At 70.5% G+C, this 20645-nt stretch carries 23 protein-coding genes; 14 read left to right on the top strand and 9 right to left on the bottom strand.

Features of this window, described 5'->3' with window-relative positions:
• Positions 1-157 precede the first annotated feature (157 nt).
• From AB0C15_RS32035 to AB0C15_RS32025, 3 genes are all read left to right on the top strand, one after another.
• Positions 158-748 carry a DinB family protein gene (locus AB0C15_RS32035; protein WP_357358402.1) on the top strand — a complete coding sequence of 197 codons (591 nt, stop codon included), beginning with the start codon at positions 158-160 and terminating at the stop codon, positions 746-748.
• 17 nt (positions 749-765) lie between these two features.
• On the top strand, positions 766-1620 hold the full coding sequence (locus AB0C15_RS32030) for a DUF4253 domain-containing protein (protein ID WP_357358400.1): 855 nt from the start codon (positions 766-768) through the stop codon (positions 1618-1620).
• Positions 1621-1758: 138 nt separating this feature from the next.
• A complete protein-coding gene (locus AB0C15_RS32025) occupies positions 1759-2970 on the top strand; it encodes an MFS transporter (protein WP_357358398.1) in 1212 nt (403 codons plus the stop codon).
• An 8-nt stretch (positions 2971-2978) separates the two neighbouring features.
• On the opposite strand, the gene AB0C15_RS32020 is transcribed toward AB0C15_RS32025, so the two are convergent.
• Complete coding sequence (locus tag AB0C15_RS32020; RefSeq protein ID WP_357358396.1) at positions 2979-4184, bottom strand: MFS transporter; 1206 nt, start codon at positions 4182-4184, stop codon at positions 2979-2981.
• Positions 4185-4256: 72 nt separating this feature from the next.
• Between AB0C15_RS32020 and AB0C15_RS32015 the strand changes: the two genes are divergently transcribed.
• The gene (locus tag AB0C15_RS32015; RefSeq protein WP_357358394.1) at positions 4257-5099 is read left to right on the top strand and encodes a LysR family transcriptional regulator; all 843 of its coding nucleotides are present in this window, start codon (positions 4257-4259) and stop codon (positions 5097-5099) included.
• A gap of 26 nt (positions 5100-5125) precedes the next feature.
• Here the strand turns inward: AB0C15_RS32015 and AB0C15_RS32010 are convergent, their stop codons facing one another.
• Both AB0C15_RS32010 and AB0C15_RS32005 read right to left on the bottom strand, forming a co-directional pair.
• Complete coding sequence (locus AB0C15_RS32010; RefSeq protein WP_357358392.1) at positions 5126-5596, bottom strand: hypothetical protein; 471 nt, start codon at positions 5594-5596, stop codon at positions 5126-5128.
• The gene (locus tag AB0C15_RS32005) at positions 5593-6186 is read right to left on the bottom strand and encodes a CDP-alcohol phosphatidyltransferase family protein (protein WP_357358390.1); all 594 of its coding nucleotides are present in this window, start codon (positions 6184-6186) and stop codon (positions 5593-5595) included. The genes AB0C15_RS32010 and AB0C15_RS32005 overlap by 4 nt, the downstream gene beginning before the upstream one ends.
• 75 nt (positions 6187-6261) lie before the next feature.
• Between AB0C15_RS32005 and AB0C15_RS32000 the strand changes: the two genes are divergently transcribed.
• The 4 genes from AB0C15_RS32000 to AB0C15_RS31985 are packed head-to-tail and all read left to right on the top strand — an operon-like array spanning position 6262 to position 9502.
• Positions 6262-7431 (top strand): sensor histidine kinase, encoded by a 1170-nt coding sequence (locus AB0C15_RS32000; RefSeq protein ID WP_357358388.1) that lies wholly within the window; start codon positions 6262-6264, stop codon positions 7429-7431.
• Entirely contained in the window at positions 7428-8075 is a 648-nt protein-coding gene (locus AB0C15_RS31995) for a response regulator transcription factor (RefSeq protein ID WP_357358386.1), read from the top strand. The genes AB0C15_RS32000 and AB0C15_RS31995 overlap by 4 nt, the downstream gene beginning before the upstream one ends.
• Positions 8076-8111: 36 nt before the next feature.
• Positions 8112-8975: an LLM class F420-dependent oxidoreductase gene (locus AB0C15_RS31990; RefSeq protein ID WP_357358384.1), complete on the top strand. Its 864-nt coding sequence runs from the start codon at positions 8112-8114 to the stop codon at positions 8973-8975.
• A gap of 23 nt (positions 8976-8998) precedes the next feature.
• A complete protein-coding gene (locus AB0C15_RS31985) occupies positions 8999-9502 on the top strand; it encodes an O-acetyl-ADP-ribose deacetylase (protein ID WP_357358381.1) in 504 nt (167 codons plus the stop codon).
• A gap of 113 nt (positions 9503-9615) precedes the next feature.
• On the opposite strand, the gene AB0C15_RS31980 is transcribed toward AB0C15_RS31985, so the two are convergent.
• On the bottom strand, positions 9616-9873 hold the full coding sequence (locus AB0C15_RS31980; protein WP_357358379.1) for a hypothetical protein: 258 nt from the start codon (positions 9871-9873) through the stop codon (positions 9616-9618).
• 199 nt (positions 9874-10072) lie between these two features.
• Complete coding sequence (locus AB0C15_RS31975) at positions 10073-10693, bottom strand: ABATE domain-containing protein (RefSeq protein WP_357358377.1); 621 nt, start codon at positions 10691-10693, stop codon at positions 10073-10075.
• Between the two features lie 92 nt (positions 10694-10785).
• On the opposite strand from AB0C15_RS31975, the gene AB0C15_RS31970 reads away from it, so the two are divergent.
• Together AB0C15_RS31970 and AB0C15_RS31965 are read left to right on the top strand one after the other, a co-directional pair.
• Positions 10786-12069, top strand: coding sequence for an MFS transporter (locus AB0C15_RS31970; RefSeq protein ID WP_357358375.1), 1284 nt, complete (start codon positions 10786-10788; stop codon positions 12067-12069).
• 22 nt (positions 12070-12091) lie between these two features.
• On the top strand, positions 12092-12919 hold the full coding sequence (locus AB0C15_RS31965; protein ID WP_357358373.1) for an SAM-dependent methyltransferase: 828 nt from the start codon (positions 12092-12094) through the stop codon (positions 12917-12919).
• A gap of 167 nt (positions 12920-13086) precedes the next feature.
• Here the strand turns inward: AB0C15_RS31965 and AB0C15_RS31960 are convergent, their stop codons facing one another.
• The 3 genes from AB0C15_RS31960 to AB0C15_RS31950 all read right to left on the bottom strand — a co-directional run bounded on the left by AB0C15_RS31960 (position 13087) and on the right by AB0C15_RS31950 (position 16719).
• A complete protein-coding gene (locus tag AB0C15_RS31960; RefSeq protein WP_357358405.1) occupies positions 13087-14151 on the bottom strand; it encodes a glycosyl hydrolase 53 family protein in 1065 nt (354 codons plus the stop codon).
• Between the two features lie 63 nt (positions 14152-14214).
• A complete protein-coding gene (locus AB0C15_RS31955) occupies positions 14215-15405 on the bottom strand; it encodes a cellulose binding domain-containing protein (RefSeq protein WP_357358371.1) in 1191 nt (396 codons plus the stop codon).
• Between the two features lie 363 nt (positions 15406-15768).
• Positions 15769-16719 carry an aminoglycoside phosphotransferase family protein gene (locus AB0C15_RS31950; RefSeq protein ID WP_357358368.1) on the bottom strand — a complete coding sequence of 317 codons (951 nt, stop codon included), beginning with the start codon at positions 16717-16719 and terminating at the stop codon, positions 15769-15771.
• 114 nt (positions 16720-16833) lie between these two features.
• Between AB0C15_RS31950 and AB0C15_RS31945 the strand changes: the two genes are divergently transcribed.
• From AB0C15_RS31945 to AB0C15_RS31935, 3 genes are all read left to right on the top strand, one after another.
• A complete protein-coding gene (locus AB0C15_RS31945) occupies positions 16834-17250 on the top strand; it encodes a hypothetical protein (RefSeq protein ID WP_357358366.1) in 417 nt (138 codons plus the stop codon).
• 92 nt (positions 17251-17342) lie between these two features.
• Entirely contained in the window at positions 17343-18131 is a 789-nt protein-coding gene (locus AB0C15_RS31940) for a GNAT family N-acetyltransferase (RefSeq protein ID WP_357358364.1), read from the top strand.
• 95 nt (positions 18132-18226) lie between these two features.
• Entirely contained in the window at positions 18227-18823 is a 597-nt protein-coding gene (locus AB0C15_RS31935) for a hypothetical protein (RefSeq protein ID WP_357358362.1), read from the top strand.
• Between the two features lie 85 nt (positions 18824-18908).
• On the opposite strand, the gene AB0C15_RS31930 is transcribed toward AB0C15_RS31935, so the two are convergent.
• Positions 18909-19376 carry a nuclear transport factor 2 family protein gene (locus tag AB0C15_RS31930; RefSeq protein ID WP_357358361.1) on the bottom strand — a complete coding sequence of 156 codons (468 nt, stop codon included), beginning with the start codon at positions 19374-19376 and terminating at the stop codon, positions 18909-18911.
• A 304-nt stretch (positions 19377-19680) separates the two neighbouring features.
• Here AB0C15_RS31930 and AB0C15_RS31925 point away from each other — a divergent pair, with 304 nt between their 5' ends.
• Complete coding sequence (locus AB0C15_RS31925; protein ID WP_357358359.1) at positions 19681-20073, top strand: protease inhibitor I9 family protein; 393 nt, start codon at positions 19681-19683, stop codon at positions 20071-20073.
• Positions 20074-20645 lie beyond the last annotated feature (572 nt).

Here is a 20645-nt window from a genome sequence, read left to right as displayed (position 1 = left end):
GGGTTGGGGTGCCGGTCCCCCGCGTCCGCGGTTGGCCCCTGGGTTGGGGGCCGGTTTGGTTGTGGCCCCATCCCCCCCCCCCGGGGGGGGCGGGGCCCCCCCCCCCCGCCCCGCCGAGGGTCCACGAGGGACCGGCGGATAGGGGACACTGGCCGGCATGGCTGAATCGAACGATGCGAAGGCCGCCCTTACCTACTACCTCCGGCGGCAGCGCGAAGGCCTGGTCTGGAAGCTCGACGGGCTCAGCGAGCGCGAGGTCAGGCTGCCCCGCACGGCGACCGGCAACAACCTGTTGGGTGCGGTCAAGCACTGCCTCAACGTCGAGGCCGGCTACTTCGGGGTCACCTTCGGCCGCGAGTTCCCGACGCCCGACGAGCTGGTCCCCCTGTCGGCGTTCGACGAGGACCCGCAGGCCGACTGGTACGCCCGCGAGGACGAGACGAAGGACGGGCTGATCGACCTGTACCGCCGGGTCGGCGCGTTCGCCGACCAGACGATCGAGGAGCTGCCGCTCGACGCGCCGGGGCAGGTGCCGTGGTGGCAGCCAGGTCGGCAGGCCGTGACACTGCAACAGATCATCATCCACGTGACCTGCGATCTCGCCCGGCACGCCGGGCACGCGGACATCATGCGCGAACAGCACGACGAGGCGGTCGGCCTGCGCCACGACAGCACCAACATCCCCGACGACTACGACTGGCCGGCGTACGTCAGCAAGCTGACGAAGCTCGCCGACCACTTCGGATGACCGGGAGAGCTGTCGGCGTGCGAAACGACCTCGACCAGATCAACGCGGCCTTCCGGGGCACACCACTTGCCGGCCTGCCGATCGGGCACGGCCCCTCCGGCACCCTCCTCGTCCCCGACGTCGACCCCGACCGTCTGCACGAGGTCTGGCAGGCCGCCGAGGCGCTGGTGCCGGTCACCGGGCGCCGGCCCGTCATGGTCACCGACGACTTCGACGACGGGCTGACCATCCGTCCCGAGCCCGAGCAGGGTCCGTCGGAGACTGAACTGCGCGCGTTCACCGAGGCCGCGGCGTCCTCCGACCCCTGGCTGGCCTACCACCATTACAGCGAGGACCATCAGGTCGACGAAGGCGAGATCGCCTACCACGCGTGCGGCGCGACAGGCATCGACCTGACCGCCCTGGCGTCGGACGTGGTGCTACCGACACCACTCCCGGCACTGGAGCGGTTGCTGTACGACCGGTTGCTCGCCGACGCCGACCTGCACGCCGAGGTGCTCGACGACGTGCGACTCGTGACGCAGACCGAGTACTGGTACACCCCGGACAGCGTCCTGCTCATGTTGCTGCCCACGAACGACGTCCGCAGTTCGGCGTACTGGGTGGACTTCAACGGGGCACTCACACCTGACTACCAGCAGAAGCTCGCCGAGGTGCTGGCACAGTGGCGGCACCGCTGGGACGCCCGACTGGTCGCCTCGTGGGGCACCATGCTGCAGTTCCAGGTTGGTCGCCGCCCGACGCCGGGTGACGAGGCGTGGGCAGCCGCCGGTCAGCTCAAGGCGCTCGCTCCGAACCTCGAACTGAGCCGGTGGGAGGTCGCCGTCGCCCTACCGGCCGGCGACGCGTGGTTCGTCCACGACCGCCCCTGATCGACGCCCTGGTCGACCGCCGCGGCCCTGAGGAGCGCGTCCCATGACCCGCTGTCCTCGCCCCGTTCCGGAGGCGATCCTGACTCGAACGGGCGTCGGACCCTCGATTACGGTGACCCCGGGAAACGGGGGTGGGTCATGGCGCCGGAGGTGTCGCCGCGAAGGGCCAGGGCCGTGCTCGTCGCGCTCTCCCTCGCCGCGTTCGCGTTCATCACGACCGAGTTGCTGCCCGTCGGTCTGCTGACCCACATCGCACCCGACCTCGACCGCTCCCGCTCGCAGGTGGGTCTGCTGGTCAGCGGGTACGCCGTGGTGGTCGTACTGGCGTCGGTGCCGCTGACCCGACTGACCCAGCGAATCCCCCGACGGCACCTGCTCGGCGTCACGATGCTCCTGTTCGCCGCCGCGAACGCCGTCGCCGCGCTCGCGCAGACGTACGCGGTGCTTGCCGGCGCCCGTCTGGTGACCGCTCTCGCCCAGGCGCTGTTCTGGTCGATCGCCACGGCGACGGTGATCGGGCCGTTCCCGGTGGCGGTGCGCGGTCGGGCGGTGGCGCTGTTCTCGACCGGGGCGACGCTCGCTCCGGTGCTCGGCGTACCCCTCGGCACCTGGCTCGGGCAGCAGGCCGGCTGGCGCGCGGCCTTCGCGGTGCTGGCCGGGGTGGGTCTGGCGAACGCCGCGGCGGTGCTGGTCCTCCTGCCGTCCTATCCTCCGGCCGCCGGCGGTGCCGCCCGGGGCAGCGCACCGGACGGGCGGCGCTTCGCCGTGTTGCTGGTCGCCACCGCGCTCGGCATCGGTGGTCTCACGACCTGGCAGACCTACGTGACGCCGTTCCTGCTCGACGTCAGCGGCTTCGCCGACGCGGTGTTGGCGCCGCTGCTGTTCGTCTCCGGCGCGGCCGGTGTCGTCGGCACCCTCGTCGCGGCCCGGACCCTGGACGCCCGACCGGTCGCCTCGCTGCTGACGCCGCTGGGCATCGGCACGGCATCGCTGCTCGGGCTGTACGCGCTCGGCGCACTCCGGCCCGGTGTGGTCGCGCTGCTGGCCGGCTTCGGTCTCGCGTACGCGGCGTTCGGCTCCGCCGTACAGAACCGGATGCTGCACCTCGCCCCGGGCAGCACCGACATCGCGTCGGCAGGGGTCAGCACCGCCTTCAACGTCGGCATCGCCGGCGGTTCACTGCTCGGCGGGGCCCTCCTGCCCGTCTCGGGGGCACGTCCGCTGGCCCTCGCTGGCGGCCTGCTGGCGCTTGCCGCCCTCACGCTGCTCGCCGTGGACACGCGTCGCGCCCGCCCCGTGGGGCCGGAGCCGACCGTCACCCGTCCCTCCACGTCGAACCACGCCTGCTGATCGTCCCGTTACCGTCGACTGTCGACCGGGGCGGCGGGGCGGGGCGCGGCCGCCCGGGCGGGCGGGCGGCGGGACAGGAGGTATCCGGTTCCCGCGGCGGCGAGCCCGGCGAGCCCGGCCGCCGCGAAACCGCCCGCCGGCACGGAGAGGTCGATCGCCACGCCGACGAGCGGGGATCCGAGCGCGAAACCGGCGCTCTGCGCCGAGGACTGCAGGCCGATGACCTCACCTCGCACGGCCGGCGGCGCCAGTCTGCTCACCGCGTCGGCCACCGCGCCGAGGGTCGGCGCGGTGAGCAGCCCGCTGCCGACGACGGCCACGCACAGCCAGGGCCAGTCGTGGGCGAGCCCGGCGGGAATCGTCACGAGCCCGAGCAGACCGAGCAGCAGCCAGGTGGGCAGCGGTCGGGTCAGTGCCCCGTAGATGAGGCCACCGACGACGGAGGACACGCCGAACACCACGACGACCACTGCGGCCCAGGACACCTGGCCCACCTCCCGCAGCGTGGCGACGATGGCGAGGTCGACGCCGCTGAGCAGCGTCGTCGTCCCGAACGCCATCGTCAACGCGGCGACCATCTTCGCGCCCAACCACTGCCGGCGTGGGGGGCGATCGGTCCCGACGGCCTCCGCCTCGCCCTCGGCCCGCATCGGCGGGTTGAGCACGGCGATGCCGACGCCGCCGGCGAGGATCGCGGCACCGACACCCCAGGCCACCACGTCGGGGGAAACCGTCGCCGCGCCCAGGATCACCACCGCCGGCCCCACGATGTACGACAACTCGCCCTGCACCGACTCCAGCGCGAACGCGGGCCGGCGCTGCTCCGGCGTCGTCATCGCGGCGATCGCCTGTCTGCTCACCGCCTGGGCCGGCACCATCAACAGGCCCGCCACGAAGCTGGCGACCAGCAGGAAACCGTACGGCAGGGCCGGCACGCCCAGCCAGAACACGACCTGCGCGGCGGCGGTCACCAGCAGGACGGGGCGCAGGCCCCGGGAGTCGATCAGGCGGCCGAGCAGCGGCCCGCCAAGCGCCACTCCGGCGGTCAGGGCCGCCGCCACGCCACCCGCCGCCGCGTAGCTCAGCTCCAGGCCGAGGACGACGAAGAGGGTCAGCGCCATCACGTCGGCTGTTATCGCGGTGCGGGCGAGCAGCGAGACGCACAGCAGCGGCGCCATCCCTGGCACCGCGAGCACCTGCCGGTAACTGGTCACCCGATCGACGCTAGTTCCCCCCGACCGCCATAAGAAGACGTCATCTTGTTGAGGCTGGCATAATCGATGCTTATGGCCAGGGATCTGGAGACCGCCCTCCTCAGGTCGTTCGTCGCCGCCGTGCGGGAGGGCAGCATCAGTCGTGCCGCCACCGGGCTCGGGCAGACCCAGCCCGGTCTCAGTCAGCAGCTCCGCAAGCTCGAAAGCGTCGTCGGCCGCCCCCTGTTGCACCGCTCGTCGAGCGGTGTCTCGCCAACCCGGGCGGGCGAGGAACTCCTGCCGTACGCCGAGCGAATCCTCTCGCTCTCCGCCCAGGCCCTCACCGAGACCGGGCGCGCGCTCACCGGCCACTGTGGCGTCGGCCTGCTCGAGGACCTCGCCGCGTCGCACCTTCCGCAGGCCCTCGCCGACCTCGCCCGACTGCACCCCGGCGCGACACTGGAGGTGCTGAGCTGCTCCAACGCCGCGATGCGGGAGGCCTACGACGCGGGCCGCGTCCAACTGGTGCTCGACGCGGTGCCGGACATCCCCGGGCCGCCGCGCTGGACGGTGCGTGCCCCGCTGGTCTGGGCGACCGGGCAGGGCGTCGACGTGACCGCCGACCCGCTGCCGGTGGTGCTCTTCTCCAACCCGTGCACCTGGCGGACGTCGGTGCTGGACGCGCTGGAGCGGGCCGACCGGCGCTGGCGGGTGGCCTTCGAGAGCAACAGTCTCGTCGGGGTGCTCGCCGCGGTACGGGCCGGGCTCGGCGTCGCGGCACTCATGCCCGCGAACCTCGAACCGTCGATGATCTGCCGCGACCCGGCCGCCCTGCCCGTCCTGCCGGACGTCGAGTTCGGCCTCGCCCGGCACCCCCGCACCGAGGGTGACCCGCTCATCGACGCCGTGGAGACCGCCCTCCGCCGCATCGTCTGAGCACATCGACCCGCCGGGCCTGCTCGTCAGGTCAGCAGCGCGGGCAGCAGGAGCAGAGCGAACCGGATCACCCGCCCGGAGAGGCACGCGCCGGCGAACTCCAAGCGTCGAAGGCCCGCCGTGCCGGCGGCCAGGCTGACGACGGCGAGCGGTGGGACCCCGACCGCGGCGGAGACGAGCACTGTCGGTAGGGCGGTGCGTCGGCGCGAGAGCCAGCGCCGGATCGGCTCGGTCCACCGGGCGGCCCGAGCCGCCGCGCGGCCGGACGCCCGCCGCCGCGTGATCCTTCTGGCCAGCCGCCCCGAGCCGCGACGCGCCGACTCGAACAGGAGCACCTTGCCGGCGGTCTGCCCGAGTGCCAGGGCGGCGACGACGACGAGCGCGTGCCCGCCACGATGGCCGGCGACCACGGCGTACGCCTCGGCGTTGACGACCGGGACGAGCGCCGACGCGAGACCGTAGCCGAGTGCCACCGCGGCCGCGGCGAGGCTGCTCACGCCCGGCCGTCCCGTCGGAGCAGCCGGGCCACCGCGGCGACCGACCACAGCTTGACGGCGACGACGGCGATGGCGACGCCCAGCGCGAGCAGGTACTGCCCGAACGCGATGGCGCCGATGACCCCGGCGGTGTTGGCGACCTTCGCCGGCGGCGACCAGTTCCACGCCCAGATCCGCCGGTCGACGAGGTGGAAGTAGTTGGGGCTGAGCACCGGCCAGCAGAGGAACGCCAGCGACAGCATGGTGTCGAGCACCAGGAACGAGAGCAGGAAGACCAGGGCCACGACCGCGACGCCGGGCACGAGGGAGACCAGACCCACGCAGAGTACGGCGGTGCACGCCCGGTCGCTCACGATGTCGAAGACGGCCCCGGCGCGGGTCTCCTGGCCGAGCCGGCGGGCGGCCCACCCGTCGAGCACGTCCCCAAGCCAGTAGATAACGTACGATACCGCCATTAATGCCATCGAGCCTGAGACGAGGGCGGCGACACCGACGGTGACGGCGGCGACCGTACGGATGGCGGTGATGTAGTTGGGGACCGTACGAAGCGGGCCGACGGTCACGGTGGCGCGGGAGTCGACGAGAGTCACCTCTGCAGCGTCGTGCGGTGAGCGTCGTCGCGGAACGTGCCGAGGTGCCGATCTGGCCCCGGGGGTGGTACCGGGGTGCCGACCAATCCGGTACCCGGGTACTGGTCGCTCTTCCGGCTGGTCGCGGAGACTGTTCGGGTGCTGACGGGAATCCGAGAACGGTTGCGCGACCCCGAGCGGGTGCGCCGGCTCGCGTACGCCGCGGTGGTTCTGATCATCGCCGCGGTGGTCACCAGCGTCGAGGACGGCGTGTCCGTGCCGGCCGGCTGGGCGTGGCTGGTGCTGCCGGTCGGCCTCGGGGCCACGGCGCTGCGCGCCCGCTACCGAACCCTCGTCTTCGCGGTCTGCGCGGGGTTCGTGGCGATCGTGAGCACCGGGGAGTCGGTGCAGTTGGGCCTCGCTGCCGCCGGCCTGGTGTTCGTCTCGGTCTGCGAGGACCCGGCCCGACGCCCGTGGCTGGGATGGGTGAGTGGCCTGACCGGCGCGGCCGGTGCTCTCGGCATCGCGCTGCTCAACGGGCGCGGGCTGTACGAGCAGCCGTTCTTCTTCGTGACAGCCGGCTACCTGCTGGCGATCCTGTTGCGCTCATGGTCACGCGGCTTCGCCCTGAAGCGGGAGACAGAGGACCTCCGCGGCCAGGCGGCCTGGCTGGAGCAGCGCACGAACCTGGCCCGCGAGCTGCACGACGTGGTCGGCCACCACGTCACCGCGATGGTGGTGCAGGCCGAGGCGGGCCAGCTCAGCGCCGACCCGGCAGCGGCGCTGCGGGCGATCGCCGACAGCGGCCGCACCGCACTGAGCGAGTTGGATGCGCTCGTCGTGCACCTGCGCGACCCGAGCGCCGCGATCACGGTGAGCGCGCCGCCGCGCCTGTCCGACATCGACGAACTCCTCGCCCAACCGCTGCGCCAGCAGGGCGTGACGGTTCGGGTGGAGCTGGACCCCGAGCCGGGTCTGGACGAGGTCGGGGTGTTGACCGCCTACCGCATCACCCAGGAGGCCCTGACCAACATCTCCCGCCACGCGAAAGCAACGACGGCCTGGGTGGAGTTGGTCCGGATCGGCGACCACGCCCGCCTGCGGGTCAGCGACGACGGCATCGGCCCGCCCCGCGCACCCACGAGCGGCTCGGGCCTGCTCGGCATCGGGGAGCGCGTCTCCGCGCACGGCGGTAGCTGGGAGCTGAGCCAGCGCCCCGGCGGCGGCACCGTGGTGCAGGCCGACCTGCCGGTGGTGAACCCGTGATCCGTGTCGCGATAGCCGACGACCAGGAGCTGGTCCGGGACGGCTTCAGCCTGATCCTGCGGTCCCAACCCGACATCCAGGTCGTGGCCGAGGCCGCCGACGGCCGGCAGTTCCTCGACGCCGTACGACGCGACTCCTCAATCGACGTCGCCCTCGTCGACATCCGCATGCCGGTGCTCGACGGCCTGCAGGCCACCCGCGAGCTGACCAGGATCGCGCACGCGCCGGCAGTCATCGTCGTCACCACCTTCGACGACGACGCCTACGTCCTGGACGCCATCGCCGCCGGTGCCCGCGGGTTCCTGCTCAAACGGTCCAGCGCCCGCGACCTGATCGCCGCGGTGCGCACCGTCGCGGCCGGCGAGGCCGTCCTCTCCGCCGAGGTCACCGGCGCCGTCCTCGACCGGGTCCGCGCGACCGGGCCGGCCACAAGCGTGCAGGTGGCGGCGTACCAGCTGACCGCTCGGGAGACCGATGTGCTCGCCCTGATCGGCGCCGGGCTCAACAACGCCGAGATCGCCGATCGCCTCTACCTCTCCATGAGCACCGTCAAGACCCACGTGACGAACGTGCTGGCCAAGACCGGCAGCCGCGATCGGGTACGGGCCGCCATCCTGGCGATCCAGGCCGGCCTGGCGCCGTGAGCGGTGGATCGACGCCGATGGTCGTAGGGTTTCGGTATGGCACAACGACTTGTCAGCGTGTGGCAACCCTTCTTCCTCGCCAGCGACAGTCCGGGCGCGGCCGTCGACGCCGCGACCGAGTTGGATGACCTCGGCTACTCACGGATCTGGTTCTCCGGCGGTTTCGGGGAGAACGTCGCCCCACGCTTCCGGGAAATCCTTGACGGAACCACGCGCATCGGCGTCGCGTCGGGGATCGTGAGCATCTGGCACTCGTCGCCTCCGGAGGTGGCGGCGTTCGCCCAGGACGCGGAGCGGGCGCATCCCGGCCGCTTTCTGCTCGGTCTCGGTGCCAGCCACGCGGTGCTGGTGGAGAGCGGCGGCACCGACTACCGCAAGCCGTACTCACGGATGGTGGACTACCTCGACGGCCTCGACGCGGCCGGGGTGTCGCCGGAGCGGCGCATCCTGGCCGCCCTGGGTCCCCGAATGCTCGACCTGTCCCGTGACCGTGCCGCCGGTGCGCACCCGTACTTCGTCCCGGCTGAGCACACCGCCGAGGCGCGGGCGGCGATCGGGCCCGACCGACTGCTCGCCCCCGAGGTCGCGGTGGTCCTCGACGCGGACCCCACCACCGCCCGTGCCACCGCCCGGCAGTACACGCGCGGTTACCTCGCCCTGCCCAACTACACGAACAACCTGCGACGGTTCGGCTGGACCGACGAGGACTTCGCCGACGGTGGCAGCGACCGCCTCGTCGACGCCCTGATCCCCTGGGGCACCATCGAGGCCGTGGCGGCTGGGCTGGAGGAGCACTACCGGGCTGGCGCGGACGAGGTGGCGATCCAGGTCCTCAACGGCGGCGACGACACGACGTTCCCCGCCGAGGCGTTCCGCACCCTCGCCAAGGCCCTGATCTGACGCTTGGGTGGCATGATCGAGCTGTGCCTGTGATCGAAGTTGTTCGTGGCGACATCACCAGCGAGGACGTCGACGCCGTAGTGACCGCGGCCAACGAGTCGCTGTTGGGTGGCGGCGGCGTCGACGGGGCGATCCACCGTGCGGCTGGCCCCCGCCTGGCTCAGGCGGGGGCGGCGTTGGCTCCGTGTGAACCCGGCGACGCGGTCGCCACGCCGGCCTTCGACCTGGGCCCGGTGATACGTCATGTCATCCACACGGTCGGCCCGGTCTGGGAAGGCGGCGGGCACGGCGAGGCGGACGTGCTGGCGTCGTGTTACCGGCGAAGCCTTGCCGTTGCCGACGAGGTCGGCGCCCGCAGCGTCGCCTTTCCCGCCATCGCCACAGGCGTCTACGGTTTCCCGGCCGACCAGGCCGCGACGATCGCGATGTCGACGATCAGAGCGACGCCGACATCGGTTGAACGCATTCGCCTCGTGGCCTTCGACGAAGCCACCTTCGACCCGCTGACCGCCGCGCTCAACGATTGAGGTCGGCGGCTCGTACCCGGGGGTATGCGGCCCAGTCGCCGGCGGTCCCGTCGGCTCACCCGCAGGCCGGCACGCGCCGGGGCGGCGGCGCGTGCAACCCACCGAGGTGTGACCTAGTAGGTGAAGGTCCAGAGGAAGTAGTAGCCGGGACCGGTCGGGCCGTACTGGCGGTACTCGCAGTAGTACCAGCTCCACAGACCGGTCTGGGTGCCCTCACTGCCGTAGCTGTTGCAGAACTGGCCGTCGTAGTAGACGCCGCGCAACGTGCCTCCCGGCGGGTCCGCCGCCGCGGGGGTGGCACCGACCCCGACGAGGCCGCCCAGTGCGAGCACCACCGCCACGACCAGGGTCTTCCATCTGCGTCCGCGCATGAAACCTCCCGACATCACCGTCCACGGTGCACAGTGGCTCCACGCCGAGCCAGGGACCGAGGCATCGAAGCTTGTCGAAGTAAGGCTTGCATACGCGCGAGGGTTCGGCCCCCGACCAACGGGCGACGCCACCGCGATGATCCGCCAGCGCCCACTCCGTCGAACGGGCATCCACCCTGGCGGCGCAACGGCCGGATGCTCAGCCTGTCGGACGGCTGCGGCGCGCAGCGACGTAGCGGCGCATCTTCTCGGACGTGCCACAGTCGTCCATGCTGCACCAGCGGCGACTACGGTTCCTGCTCTCGTCGACGAAGAGGAAGCGACAGCCTCCACACCCCTTGATCCGGTCCAGTGCGCCCGCGGTGAGCAGGTTGACTGCCGCGTGCACCACCGGCCGCAGTGGCCGGTCGAGCGTGGGGTCGTCTCGCCAGGTCCACCCGTACGTGCGCCCACGGTCCAGCCGTGCGTGGGCGAGCGCGTCCGCCTCGTCGTCGCGCAGGCGGGCCAGCACGGACGCACCCGGGCTGCGGTCGGCGGCCACCGCCCGCACCACCTCGTCGAGGTCGTCGCGGATACGCAGGGATCGGGCGAAGGCGACCTGCGAACGGTCCGGGTCGTCGCGGGACAGCCGGCTCAGCGCCGCCGCTTCCGGCTTGCTGAGCGCGCCCGCGTACGCGCCCCAGGCGACCAGCTCGGCGTAGCCGGTCAGCACGTCGTCGTCGGGGTCCCCGACGGGCGGCCCGGTGCGGGTGTTGATGAAGTCCAGGGCGAGGTTGCCGCCCACCAGGCGCATCCGCGCCACGCCCTCAGGTGTTTCCATCAAAACGCACTTTACCAGTTGACCTCGATCGACGAACGCCACTAGCCTGTTCCCACCATAGCCGGTTTCACTGGTAACGACGGGAGCGTCCGATGGATCGCCGAAGGGCAGTGGGGGCGCTGATCGGCCTGTCCGGTGGAACGTTCCTCTACACCACCGCCGAAGCACTGCCGATCGGGCTGCTGCTCCCGATGGCGGCGGACCTGGCCGTCGCGCCACCGCAGGTGGGCATGCTCGTCACCGCGTACGGCGCGGTGGTGATGGTCGCCTCGGTCCCGCTGACCGCGCTGGTCCGCCGGGTCCCTCGCCGGTGGCTACTGTCGGCGCTCCTGGTCGGGTTCGTCCTCAGCACCGCGGTCACGGCGCTGACGAGCACCTTCGCGCTGCTCCTGGCAGCCAGGATGGTCACCGCGACGACCCACGCGCTGTTCTGGGCCGTGGTGGTGCCGGCCGCCGCCGAACTGTTCCGGCCCGCACTACGGGGGCGGGTCGTCGCAGTCGTGTTCGCCGGCGGCACCGTCGCGCTGGCCCTGGGGGTGCCGGCAGGCACCTGGCTCGGCGACCGGGCCGGGTGGCGAGCGTCGTTCCTGGCGGTGGCCGGGCTCGGCGCGGTGGTGCTCGTCGTGGTGGCCGCGCTGCTGCCCTCGACCCGGCCGGAAGAGGGGCACGCCGCCCGAGGTGCGACGCCCGACGCGCGGCGCTTCTGGCTACTGGTGGCGGTGGCCGTCCTGGCGACGGCCGGCGCCATTGCCTCCTACACCTACGTTGCCCTCTTCGTCACCGAGGTCAGCGGGTTCGCCGCCTCGTCGGTCGGCGCCATCCTGTTCGCGCGGGGCATCGCCAGTGTGCTCGGCATCCTCGCGGTCGGCGCGCTCCTCGACCGCAGCCCGTGGGTAGCTCTCCGCACGACCGTCGCACTACAGTCGGCGGCGCTGCTCGGGCTGTACACGTTCGGCGAGCGCCGGCTGGTGTCCGTCGGCCTGATCGCACTGGCCGGGCTGGCGTTCGCCGCGTTCACCGCGACGCTCGGCGGGCTCGTGCTACAGGTGGCGCCCGGGCGCTCCGACCTCGCCGCGGCCACGGTCTCCGCCGCGGTCAACGTCGGCATCACCGCCGGTGCGTTCGTCGGCGGTCTCGCCCTGCCGATCCACGGCGTGCGCGCCACGGTGCTGATCGGTGCCCTGCTCGGCATCGTCGCCCTGGTGCTGGCTGTCACCGAACGACTTCTCCGGCCCGCGCCAGTCGATCGAGGGGTGGTGCTGCGGGAAGAGTTCCTTGGGAGCGGTACCAGTCGGGGCGAAAATTCAGCCCTCCCAATCGCTACACTCGCCGAAACGCCGGCACCGCCGCCGCCCACAGACCTCAGCCGGCGCTGATCCGAATCGAATGGAGACGCCCGTGACCCGCGACAAAGCGGCCCCTCCCGGCATCGACCCCAGCATCCCCAGCGTGGCGCGGGTCTATGACTTCTTCCTGGGCGGCAAGGACAACTTCGAGGTCGACCGGAAGGTCGCCGAACACGCCCTGCGGATCACCCCCGACGGGCCGGCGGCCGGCCAGGCCAACCGTGCCTTCCTTCGTCGGGTGATTCGCTTCCTCGTCGCCGAGGCCGGCATCGACCAGTTCCTCGACATCGGGTCGGGGCTGCCCACCCAGGGCAACGTGCACGAGGTCGCCACCGAGCAGAACCCGAAGGCTCAGGTGGTGTATGTGGACAATGACCCGATCGTCCTGACGCACGGGCGGGCCCTGCTCGCCGCGGAGGGCACCGCGACGGTGATCCAGGCGGACATCCGCGAGCCGCAGGCGATCCTCGACCACCCGGACGTCCGTCGGTTCCTCGACTTCGACCGGCCGGTCGGGTTGCTGCTCTTCGCGATCCTGCACCACCTCGGCGACGACGAGGACCCGCGAGCGGTCGCGGCGGCGCTCATCGACGCGCTGCCCTCCGGCAGCTACGTGGCCATCTCACACTTCCGCGACCCGGGTGAGCGAGACCCGGAGGGCTCCCGCAAGGCCCGCGAGGTCGAGCGGGTCTTCAACGAGTCGTTGGGCACCGGCCGCTGGCGTACGGACGAGGAGATCCTCTCGTTCACCGACGGGTTGACCGTGCTCGAGCCGGGGCTGGTGCCACTCGCCGAGTGGCGCCCGGACCCGGCCGCACCGGCTCCGGTGCAGACCGACACCTACCACACCTTCGTCGGGCTCCTCGCCCGCAAACCGTAGGCTCTGCCGGCCCGAAGTGGCCCGTCGGCGGGAGCGGTCCCGCCGACGGGCACGCTTCCGCCGAATGGTCCGGCAACGTCCCGGCGTTCAACTACCACAACCGCACCCCCCGGAACGCCGAGCTGACCTGGCAGCCGCGCACCTGCTGACCTCCCCGCCGCCAAACGTCAGGGCGTCCAGCGAACGCCCGGATTCACCTGCCCGGACCAGTTGAAGACGGCCATGTTGTCCCACTGGTTCCCGGTGCCGTTGATGTTGGCAGGGTCCCAGCCGTTGCCTCGGACGGCGTACCAGGTCGGCTCCCAGTAGAAGACGCCGATGGCCCCAGCGTTGCGGGCGGTGTTCTGAACCCAGTCGAACTCCTGGGCCTGCCCGGCCCAGGTCGCGCCGATGCCGTCACAGGTCGCGTCGCCGATGGCGTTCGGCTCGCTGTCCGCGTTGTTCCGGGTGAAGGGGTACGCGGTCTCCACAATCACCACCGGCTTGCCGTAGCGCCCGCGCAGGTCGACGATGGTGTTGTAGAGGTTCGCCAGGCTGCCGTGCCACATGCAGTAGTACGACTGGGCGGTGATGTCCCACTGCACACCCTGGGCCCGGATGCCGTCGTAGAACCATCTGGCGTTGGCGTTGCTGTCGGCATTCGCGGTGTGGATCATCACGGGGATGCCGCTGCCGCACGCCTTGGTCGCGTTGTAGCCCTCCTTCAGCAGGCCGGCCAGCGCGGCGAAGTCGTTGTTGACGACCTTGCCCTCGTTCCACAGCATCCCGACGTTGATCTCGTTGCCGATCTGCACGCTGTCCGGTGAGGTGCCCTGCCCCCGCAGGCTCGCGCAGACGTCGTAGGTGAACGCGTACACGTCGGCGCGTAGTTGGCTCAGGCTGTGGCCGGCCCAGGCTGCCGGCTTGTACTGCTTGCCAGGGTCGGCCCAGGTGTCGGAGTAGTGGAAGTCGACGAGCACCTTGAGGCCCTTCGCCCTGGCCGCCCTCGCCTGACCCAACACCGCGCTCTTGTTGTTGTAGCCGCTGGCCGGGTTGTTCCAGACGCGCAGTCGGACGTAGTTGACGCCGACGGACTTCAGGATGTCCAGTGGGTCACGGGCGACCCCGGCGGCGTCGTAGTATCTGGCGCCCAGGTCCAGGCTGCGCTGCAACGAGGAGACGTCGGCGCCGCGCATGGTGAGCGTGTTCGCGGCGGAGACGGGCGCGGGCGCGGCGGCCAGCGTGGTGGCGATGGCGAGGACGCCGGCCGCGACGGCACGGATCAGGGTGACCGATTGGGTGCTCACGAGACTCCTTCAGCCCACGGTGCAGGGGGCGCCGTTCAGTGCGAAGCCGGTCGGTGGCGCGTCGCTGACGCTCCACCTCCCCTGGACGCCGAAGGACGCGGAGCCGTTCGGCGCGAGGACGCGGTTCCAGTCGAGGTTCCGAGCGGTCACGGTGGCACCACTCTGGCTCAGCGTCGCGTTCCACCCCGAGGTGACCTGCTGGTCCCCGGAGAAGCTGAGGGTGACGAGCCAGCCGTCCACAGGCGTCGACGCGTCGTTGTGAACCGTCACCGTGGCGACGAAACCGCCCTGCCACTCGGACTGGTTGCGGTAGGTCACCCGGCAGGTCGAGGACGGCGGGGGCGTCGGAGTGGACGTCGTGGTGGGCAAGGTGACCGTGTTGGACGCAATCGAGAGGTTGCCCGCCGCGTCGCGGGCCCGCACGTAGTACAGGTTCCGCAGCGGCGTCGCCGACGGTAGCGGCGTCGTGTACGTCGTCCCCGGCACGGTGGCGACAAGGATCGAGGTGTACCAGCCGTCGAACCGGTAGACGTCGTACCCGAACACGCCGACGTTGTCCGTCGACGGCGACCAGGAGATCGTGCCGGTGGAGGCCGTCACCTCGCCGACGGTCAGGGCCTGCGGCGTGCTCGGCGGAATCGTGTCCGGGCCGGTGTCGGTCATCGGGGTGACCACGGTCAGCGGGTCCGTCGACATCGAGCGGTGGCCGAGGCTGTCCCGGGCGGCCACCCGGAACGAGTACTGCCGGCCCGGCCGGAGGTAGTTCGTGATCGTGGCGGTGGTGACGGCCCCGACGCTGGCGTTCACGACGACATCGTCGAACGCCTGGTAGTACGTGATGTCGTAGCCGGCGATGGCGCAGCAGCCGGGCGTGGCGGCCGTCCAGGTGAGGGTGACCGACACGCTCCTGACCTCACTTGCGGTCAGGTTCGTGGGCGTGCTCGGCGGGAGCGGCGAGGTGTTCGGCGTGCTGGGTGCCACAGTCGGCAGTGGCGGCGTCGGGCTCGGCTCTGCTGCGGACGCCCCGCCCGCGCCGGCCGCCGGAGCGACAGCCGGATGAGCGGAGGGCGCCGCGGTGCCGGCGTCGGCCGCCGGTACGGCGCTCAGAGCGGTGCCGAGCACCGTCGTCGTCAGCACGGCGGCGGTCAGCAGACCCGGCCGTAGACGGCGGATCAGCGAGGACGAGCGGACGCCAGTCATACGTCGACCATGCAGCTACATATCGATGAACGCCAACGTGTCTCACCACTCGGTCGGTGACCCGGTCACGGCCACGAACCAGAGGACGGCCCTGGCGGTGAGCGGCAGGGCCGTCCCGATTCGTCACTGTGGAGGCTGGTCGTCCGCTTCCGGCGTCCGGGAACAGGTAGAGGTCGACGTACACCTTCTGGTCGTCGAGTTCCAGCTGCTGGCTGCCGCGCAGGCTGGGCGGGCCGGCGTAGGTGCCGATGATCTCGTACAGGCCCGGGTCGACAGCGAACCGGTAGACACCGTCGGGGCCGGCTCACCGTAGTCAGTGAGATGATCTAGGTCAATGTATACGGATGTGTGATTGGCACGAGGCTACGCGACGGTGCAACGGCCCCTCGACGTCGGTAGGGAATCGTCCTCACCCGGAGCGATCCAGGCAGCAACGATGCGGTCCACGGTGCGCCTGCCCCACCTGCTCATCGTCGGATTGGAGTCGAGGTAGTACCAGACCAACCCCATCGCCTGCTGGAACGCCCACGCCATTCCGCGACCCCACTGGACGTCGCCGCATCCCAGCTCGTGACGGAGGATGCCGCGCTGGGGTTCGTCGAGGAGGTGCCAGGCCGCCACGAGGTCGAGCGCCGGGTCCGCCGGGCCGAAGCCGCCGCCGTCCAGGACGCCGACGAGACGGCCGTCCTCGACGAGGACGTTGGGCGGGATGAGGTCGCGGTGGCACATCGCGTCCTCGTCGACCTCGGGCAGCGTCCGAAGCTCCGCCCAGATCGCCCGCAGGAGGGGTACGTCCAGCAGGTCCTCACTCTGCCGGAAGCAGGTCTCGAGCCACTCGTCGTGGTCCGGGAGGTGACCGCCGCGACCGACGCCGTCGAAGCGTCGCCCACGGGTGTCGTGGGCGCGCAGCCCGGTGATGAGCGCGGCCAGGTCATGAGCGAACGCGTCCGACCCTGCGGGGTCCTCGACCGTCCCGTCGTGCCCGGGCAGCCAGGTCTGGACGCTCCACGGCAGCGGATAGCCGGCACCGGGCTCACCGATCGCCACCGGCTCCGGGGTGGGCACGGTGGCGGCGTCGGCCAGTTCACGCGATGCCTCGGCTTCTGCCACCAGCCAGGCGCGGGTCTGCGCCGGGTCGTGACCGACAAGCGGGAAGCGGGCCGCCAGGTCGTCGCCGATTCGGAAGATCGCGTTCACGGTCCCGGACGTGCGCAGCTCGGTGACCGGCAGCTCCCGCCACCGAGGGAACTGCACCTCGACCAGCCCGCGGACCATCTGCGCGTCTACGTGGAGCTGGTCGGCGTGCATCGTCATGCCGCCATCCTTGCGTAGGCGATCACGGGTGTCCTCCGAGTTTCGCAGGGCAGACTCGGCGCCGTCATCGCCCGACCAGCCGTGGGCCTGGTGAACAGCATCTATCCGGCGACCGTGCCGACCACCCTGCACCTCGCGGCGATCCTGGCCGAACCTCGCACCGCCACCGCCCTCGTCGACGAGGGGATCCGCTCCCGGGCCGTCCCACCCCGCCCGTTACGGGTGGTGCTCCTGGACCGGCTCGGGGGCATTGCCGACGACGTCAGCGACGCCGCAGTGGCACAGCTGGAACGCCTCGGCTTCCCGCTGAACGATTACCGGGAGATGGTCGAACTGCGCGACAAGCGCCAGCTGATTCTGCAGGCCGTCTCCCCCTTCCTGGACGACCCTGACCCTGACACCCGGAATGCGGCTACTGTTACGGCCGCGCTGCTCCTCGACACTCCCGACCTGATCCGCCGAGCGGGCCTTCTTCCCTTGGTAGAGGTGGCAGCGGTCGAAGCCGCTGACAAGCTGCCAGCACGGCGATGATCACGGACCAACTGATCGGCTCGCCGACAGCGGACACGGGGTTGGCTCGAAAACCAGTTGCGCCTCCGGCACCGACGTTACAGCGTACGCACATGATCAATTTGGTTCGACTGCTTGCGGCCTACGACGACCAGCTTCGGACCGACGCCGAGACGCCGAGTGCGGTCTCGGTCACCCGACACGGACCACTGCGTCTCGTGACCTTTGCGGATGGTCGCGGTTTTGTCACCTACCGCGATCTCGGCGGCGCGGACGCCGACACGATCCGGCGGCTCGTCCCGGAGGCGCTCGCTCACTACCAGGCGGACCCTGAGATCGACCGGGTCAAGTGGAAGGCCCGTGGGCACGACCATGCGCCGAGGTTGCACGAGGCGTTGTTGGAGAACGGATTCACCCCGGATGAGCCTGAGTCGATCATGATCGGCGAGGCGCGGCTATTAGCCGGAGACGTCTCGTTGCCCGAAGGGGTGACACTGCGTCGGGTAAGCGAGGAGGACGACGTCCGCGCGATGAGTGCGATGCAGGACGAAGTCTTCGGAAACCCGGTCAGCGATGACATGGCGAACGCCCTCCTGCGCCGCCTGGCCCGCGATGACGGCATGGAGCTGTGGGTCGCCGAGGCTGGGGGACGGATCGTCAGTGCCGGCCGGTTGGAGCCGGTGCCCGGGACCGACTTCGCCGGGATCTGGGGCGGCGCGACCCGTGCGGAGTGGCGTGGCCGTGGGATCTACCGCGCGTTGACCGCAGCGCGGGCCCGCTCAGCACTCGACATGGGCAAGACACTCATCAACAGCGACTCGACCGAGTACTCGCGCCCGATCCTCGAACGTTACGGCCTGGTCAAGGTGTCGACGACGACGCCCTACAACTGGCGGCGGTGAACGTCGGTCTCCCGACCCGTCCGCCTCCCAGGACAAGGCCCAGTCCGGCTAGGTAGGGTCAGCGGTTGTCATCACCATGGCTCTACGATCCCGCCATGATGCTGACCGCCGCCCGCCGCGCCGGACGCCGGGGCAGGGTCGTCCTCGCCGCGGTGCTGGTGGCGCTCGCACTGCTGGCCACGTACCTCACGGTCACGCTGCGTTACAGGTTGGACGACGGGAACATCGGGGCCAATCCGCAAGCGTCTTCCAGCGTCACCGCTGGCCACGTCACCGAATACCGATATGTCGCGCGGCCTGGCGGCAGCATCGAATACGGGTTCAGCATCGCCAACCGGGGCCCGATCACGGTCCGGCTGGAGGACGTGGTCAGGGACGACGGTCCGGGCTTCGCCGTTGAACAGGTGCACACGAACCTGGATGTCGATCGAGGCATCGAGCGGGGGAAGGCCGCGCTGTTCAGGCCGATCGACATTCCGGCGGGTGAGCAGATACTCCTGTGGGTGACCCTGCGTTTCTCCGACGATTTCCTGCTAAATTACCGGATTCCGTGCGCGGGGTTCTCGTTCGAGACCCAGAGGATTCGATTCAACGTCCTCGGGTTGCAGCGTGAGCAAAGCGTGCCGATAGGCTATTTCGTCAGCATCACAACCCCTGCCGCCGACGGAGGACCCTGCCGCAGCGACGGGTAACAGGGTGCGTACCGTCCCGCGCCTGTCTGCCGTGGGCCCGTCCCTCCTGCGTTGCGGGCAGCCGCGCCCAAGCATCAGATGTGGATCAGGGTTGGGCTCCGCCCTCGGTGGTGGTGCTTGCCTGCGGACGGAGCGCACTCAAGAGGGTGTCGAGCTGACCCCAGGCCCGCGCGCTGGCGACGTGGTGAACATAGTCCCGGGACTCGATGATGAGCCCATCGCGGATACGCATCACGAAGACGCATGGCACCGTGAATTCCTCACCTGTCTCGGCGACCCGCCCCTGATAGGCGAACTCGGCGACGATCACCTCCGGGTCCGCGGTCTCATGGATCCTCACGTCGACCGGCTTACGGATCAGCGTCCGGCCGACCGGAGGCGTCCCGGTGAAGTGCTCGTGCAGCTCGCTGCGACTACGCAACGGCGGCGGGTTGAGCGGGTGCATCGGGTGAGTGACATGGGTCTGTTCGCCGTAGAGGTCGGCCAGCTCCTCGTACGGACCGTCGCAGACACCGTTCACCAGTCGGAGGAAAGTTTCGCGTGGGCTACTCATGCCGGGCATCCTTCGATTCGGTAGGTGTCACTCGGGCCGGGCCGAGGACGACTTTCGCGGACGGCCCGTGCCCCATCGACGGGCACCCTACCGACCTCAGCCCCGATGTGACTGCCCCAAGGAGCTCTACCGCCTCTGCGGTGGCGCCAACGCGCACACCGCCAGCGCGACGACACCCAGACCCGTGCATCGATAAAGTGAGACCATGACGTCGGAGGGTGTACCCCACGTTCCTCATGTTCCCGCACCCGGAGACGGTGTCGGGGGTGACCACCTGGTCTGGTGGGCCCGCAACCCACCCTCGATGACGACCGTCATGGCTCAAGCAGGCATTGAGTCGGAGCAGGTCTACCGGTCATGGGACGACGGGTTCGGCGCCGTACTCAGCGGTGAGCAGGTCGATGCGGTGCGCGACATTCCCGGCGTGGGCCCGGTCGAGCAGGACACAGAAGGGCGGCCCGCGCCGTACGCGCGGATGACCTCTGGCGACCGTATCGATGGTTCATACTTCGTCGACGTCACGCCGGGCACGGACCCGACTGTCGTAGCGGCGCGCTTGGGACTTACACCATCGTATGTATTCGTCGCGATGCCCGGCTTCAGTGCCGACATGACCGAAGTCCAACTCGATTCGGCCCGCCGTGACCCTGAAGTGACGTACGTCGAGGACAACTCCTACGTCTATCTGGATGACTAGCTAGGGCCCCACTCCGTTCCGAAAGAATCAGCACGGCTCCCGGGTATGCGTTGACTCCGCGATCGTAAGCATGTCGGGGTCATCCAACTGGCTCTCCACTCCAATCTCAGGCGCTCGCCTCACAACCGCACCCCGCGCCCACACCTACACCATCCCGTGTACCGCCGACCCGCCCTCCTGGGGAGATGCCGAGCGGCCTCCTGCCGCTGGCGCGGAACACGTCCCACCGGCTCGTGATCGCAACGGCCACCGCGCCGGTTCCCACTTCAACGAGGCACCAGCAACGTCAAGCGCTGGATCGACAGCTCGGGCGCGCCCCCGGCCGCGTCCAGGACTGCACTCGTTGGTTCTGCTCCGTCGGATGTCATCCGTGATGTGCATCGGTGCTCTGCTGACGGAGGCGGACTCGGTGCAAGCCACGTCGGACAGCCACGATAACCGCCAGCACCGCGCCGATGAACACACTGATGCTGGCCATGTCAACGCCGGCTGAAAGTTGACCCCTCTGTTCCGGCCGAATTTTGACCCCCTCGCTGTTTGTTGATGTTCAGTCGTTGGTCTTGATGGCTGCG

It is taken from the genome of Micromonospora sp. NPDC048835, assembly GCF_040649995.1.
GTDB lineage: Bacteria > Actinomycetota > Actinomycetes > Mycobacteriales > Micromonosporaceae > Micromonospora.
This window is presented reverse-complemented; position numbering and strand designations above follow the sequence as displayed.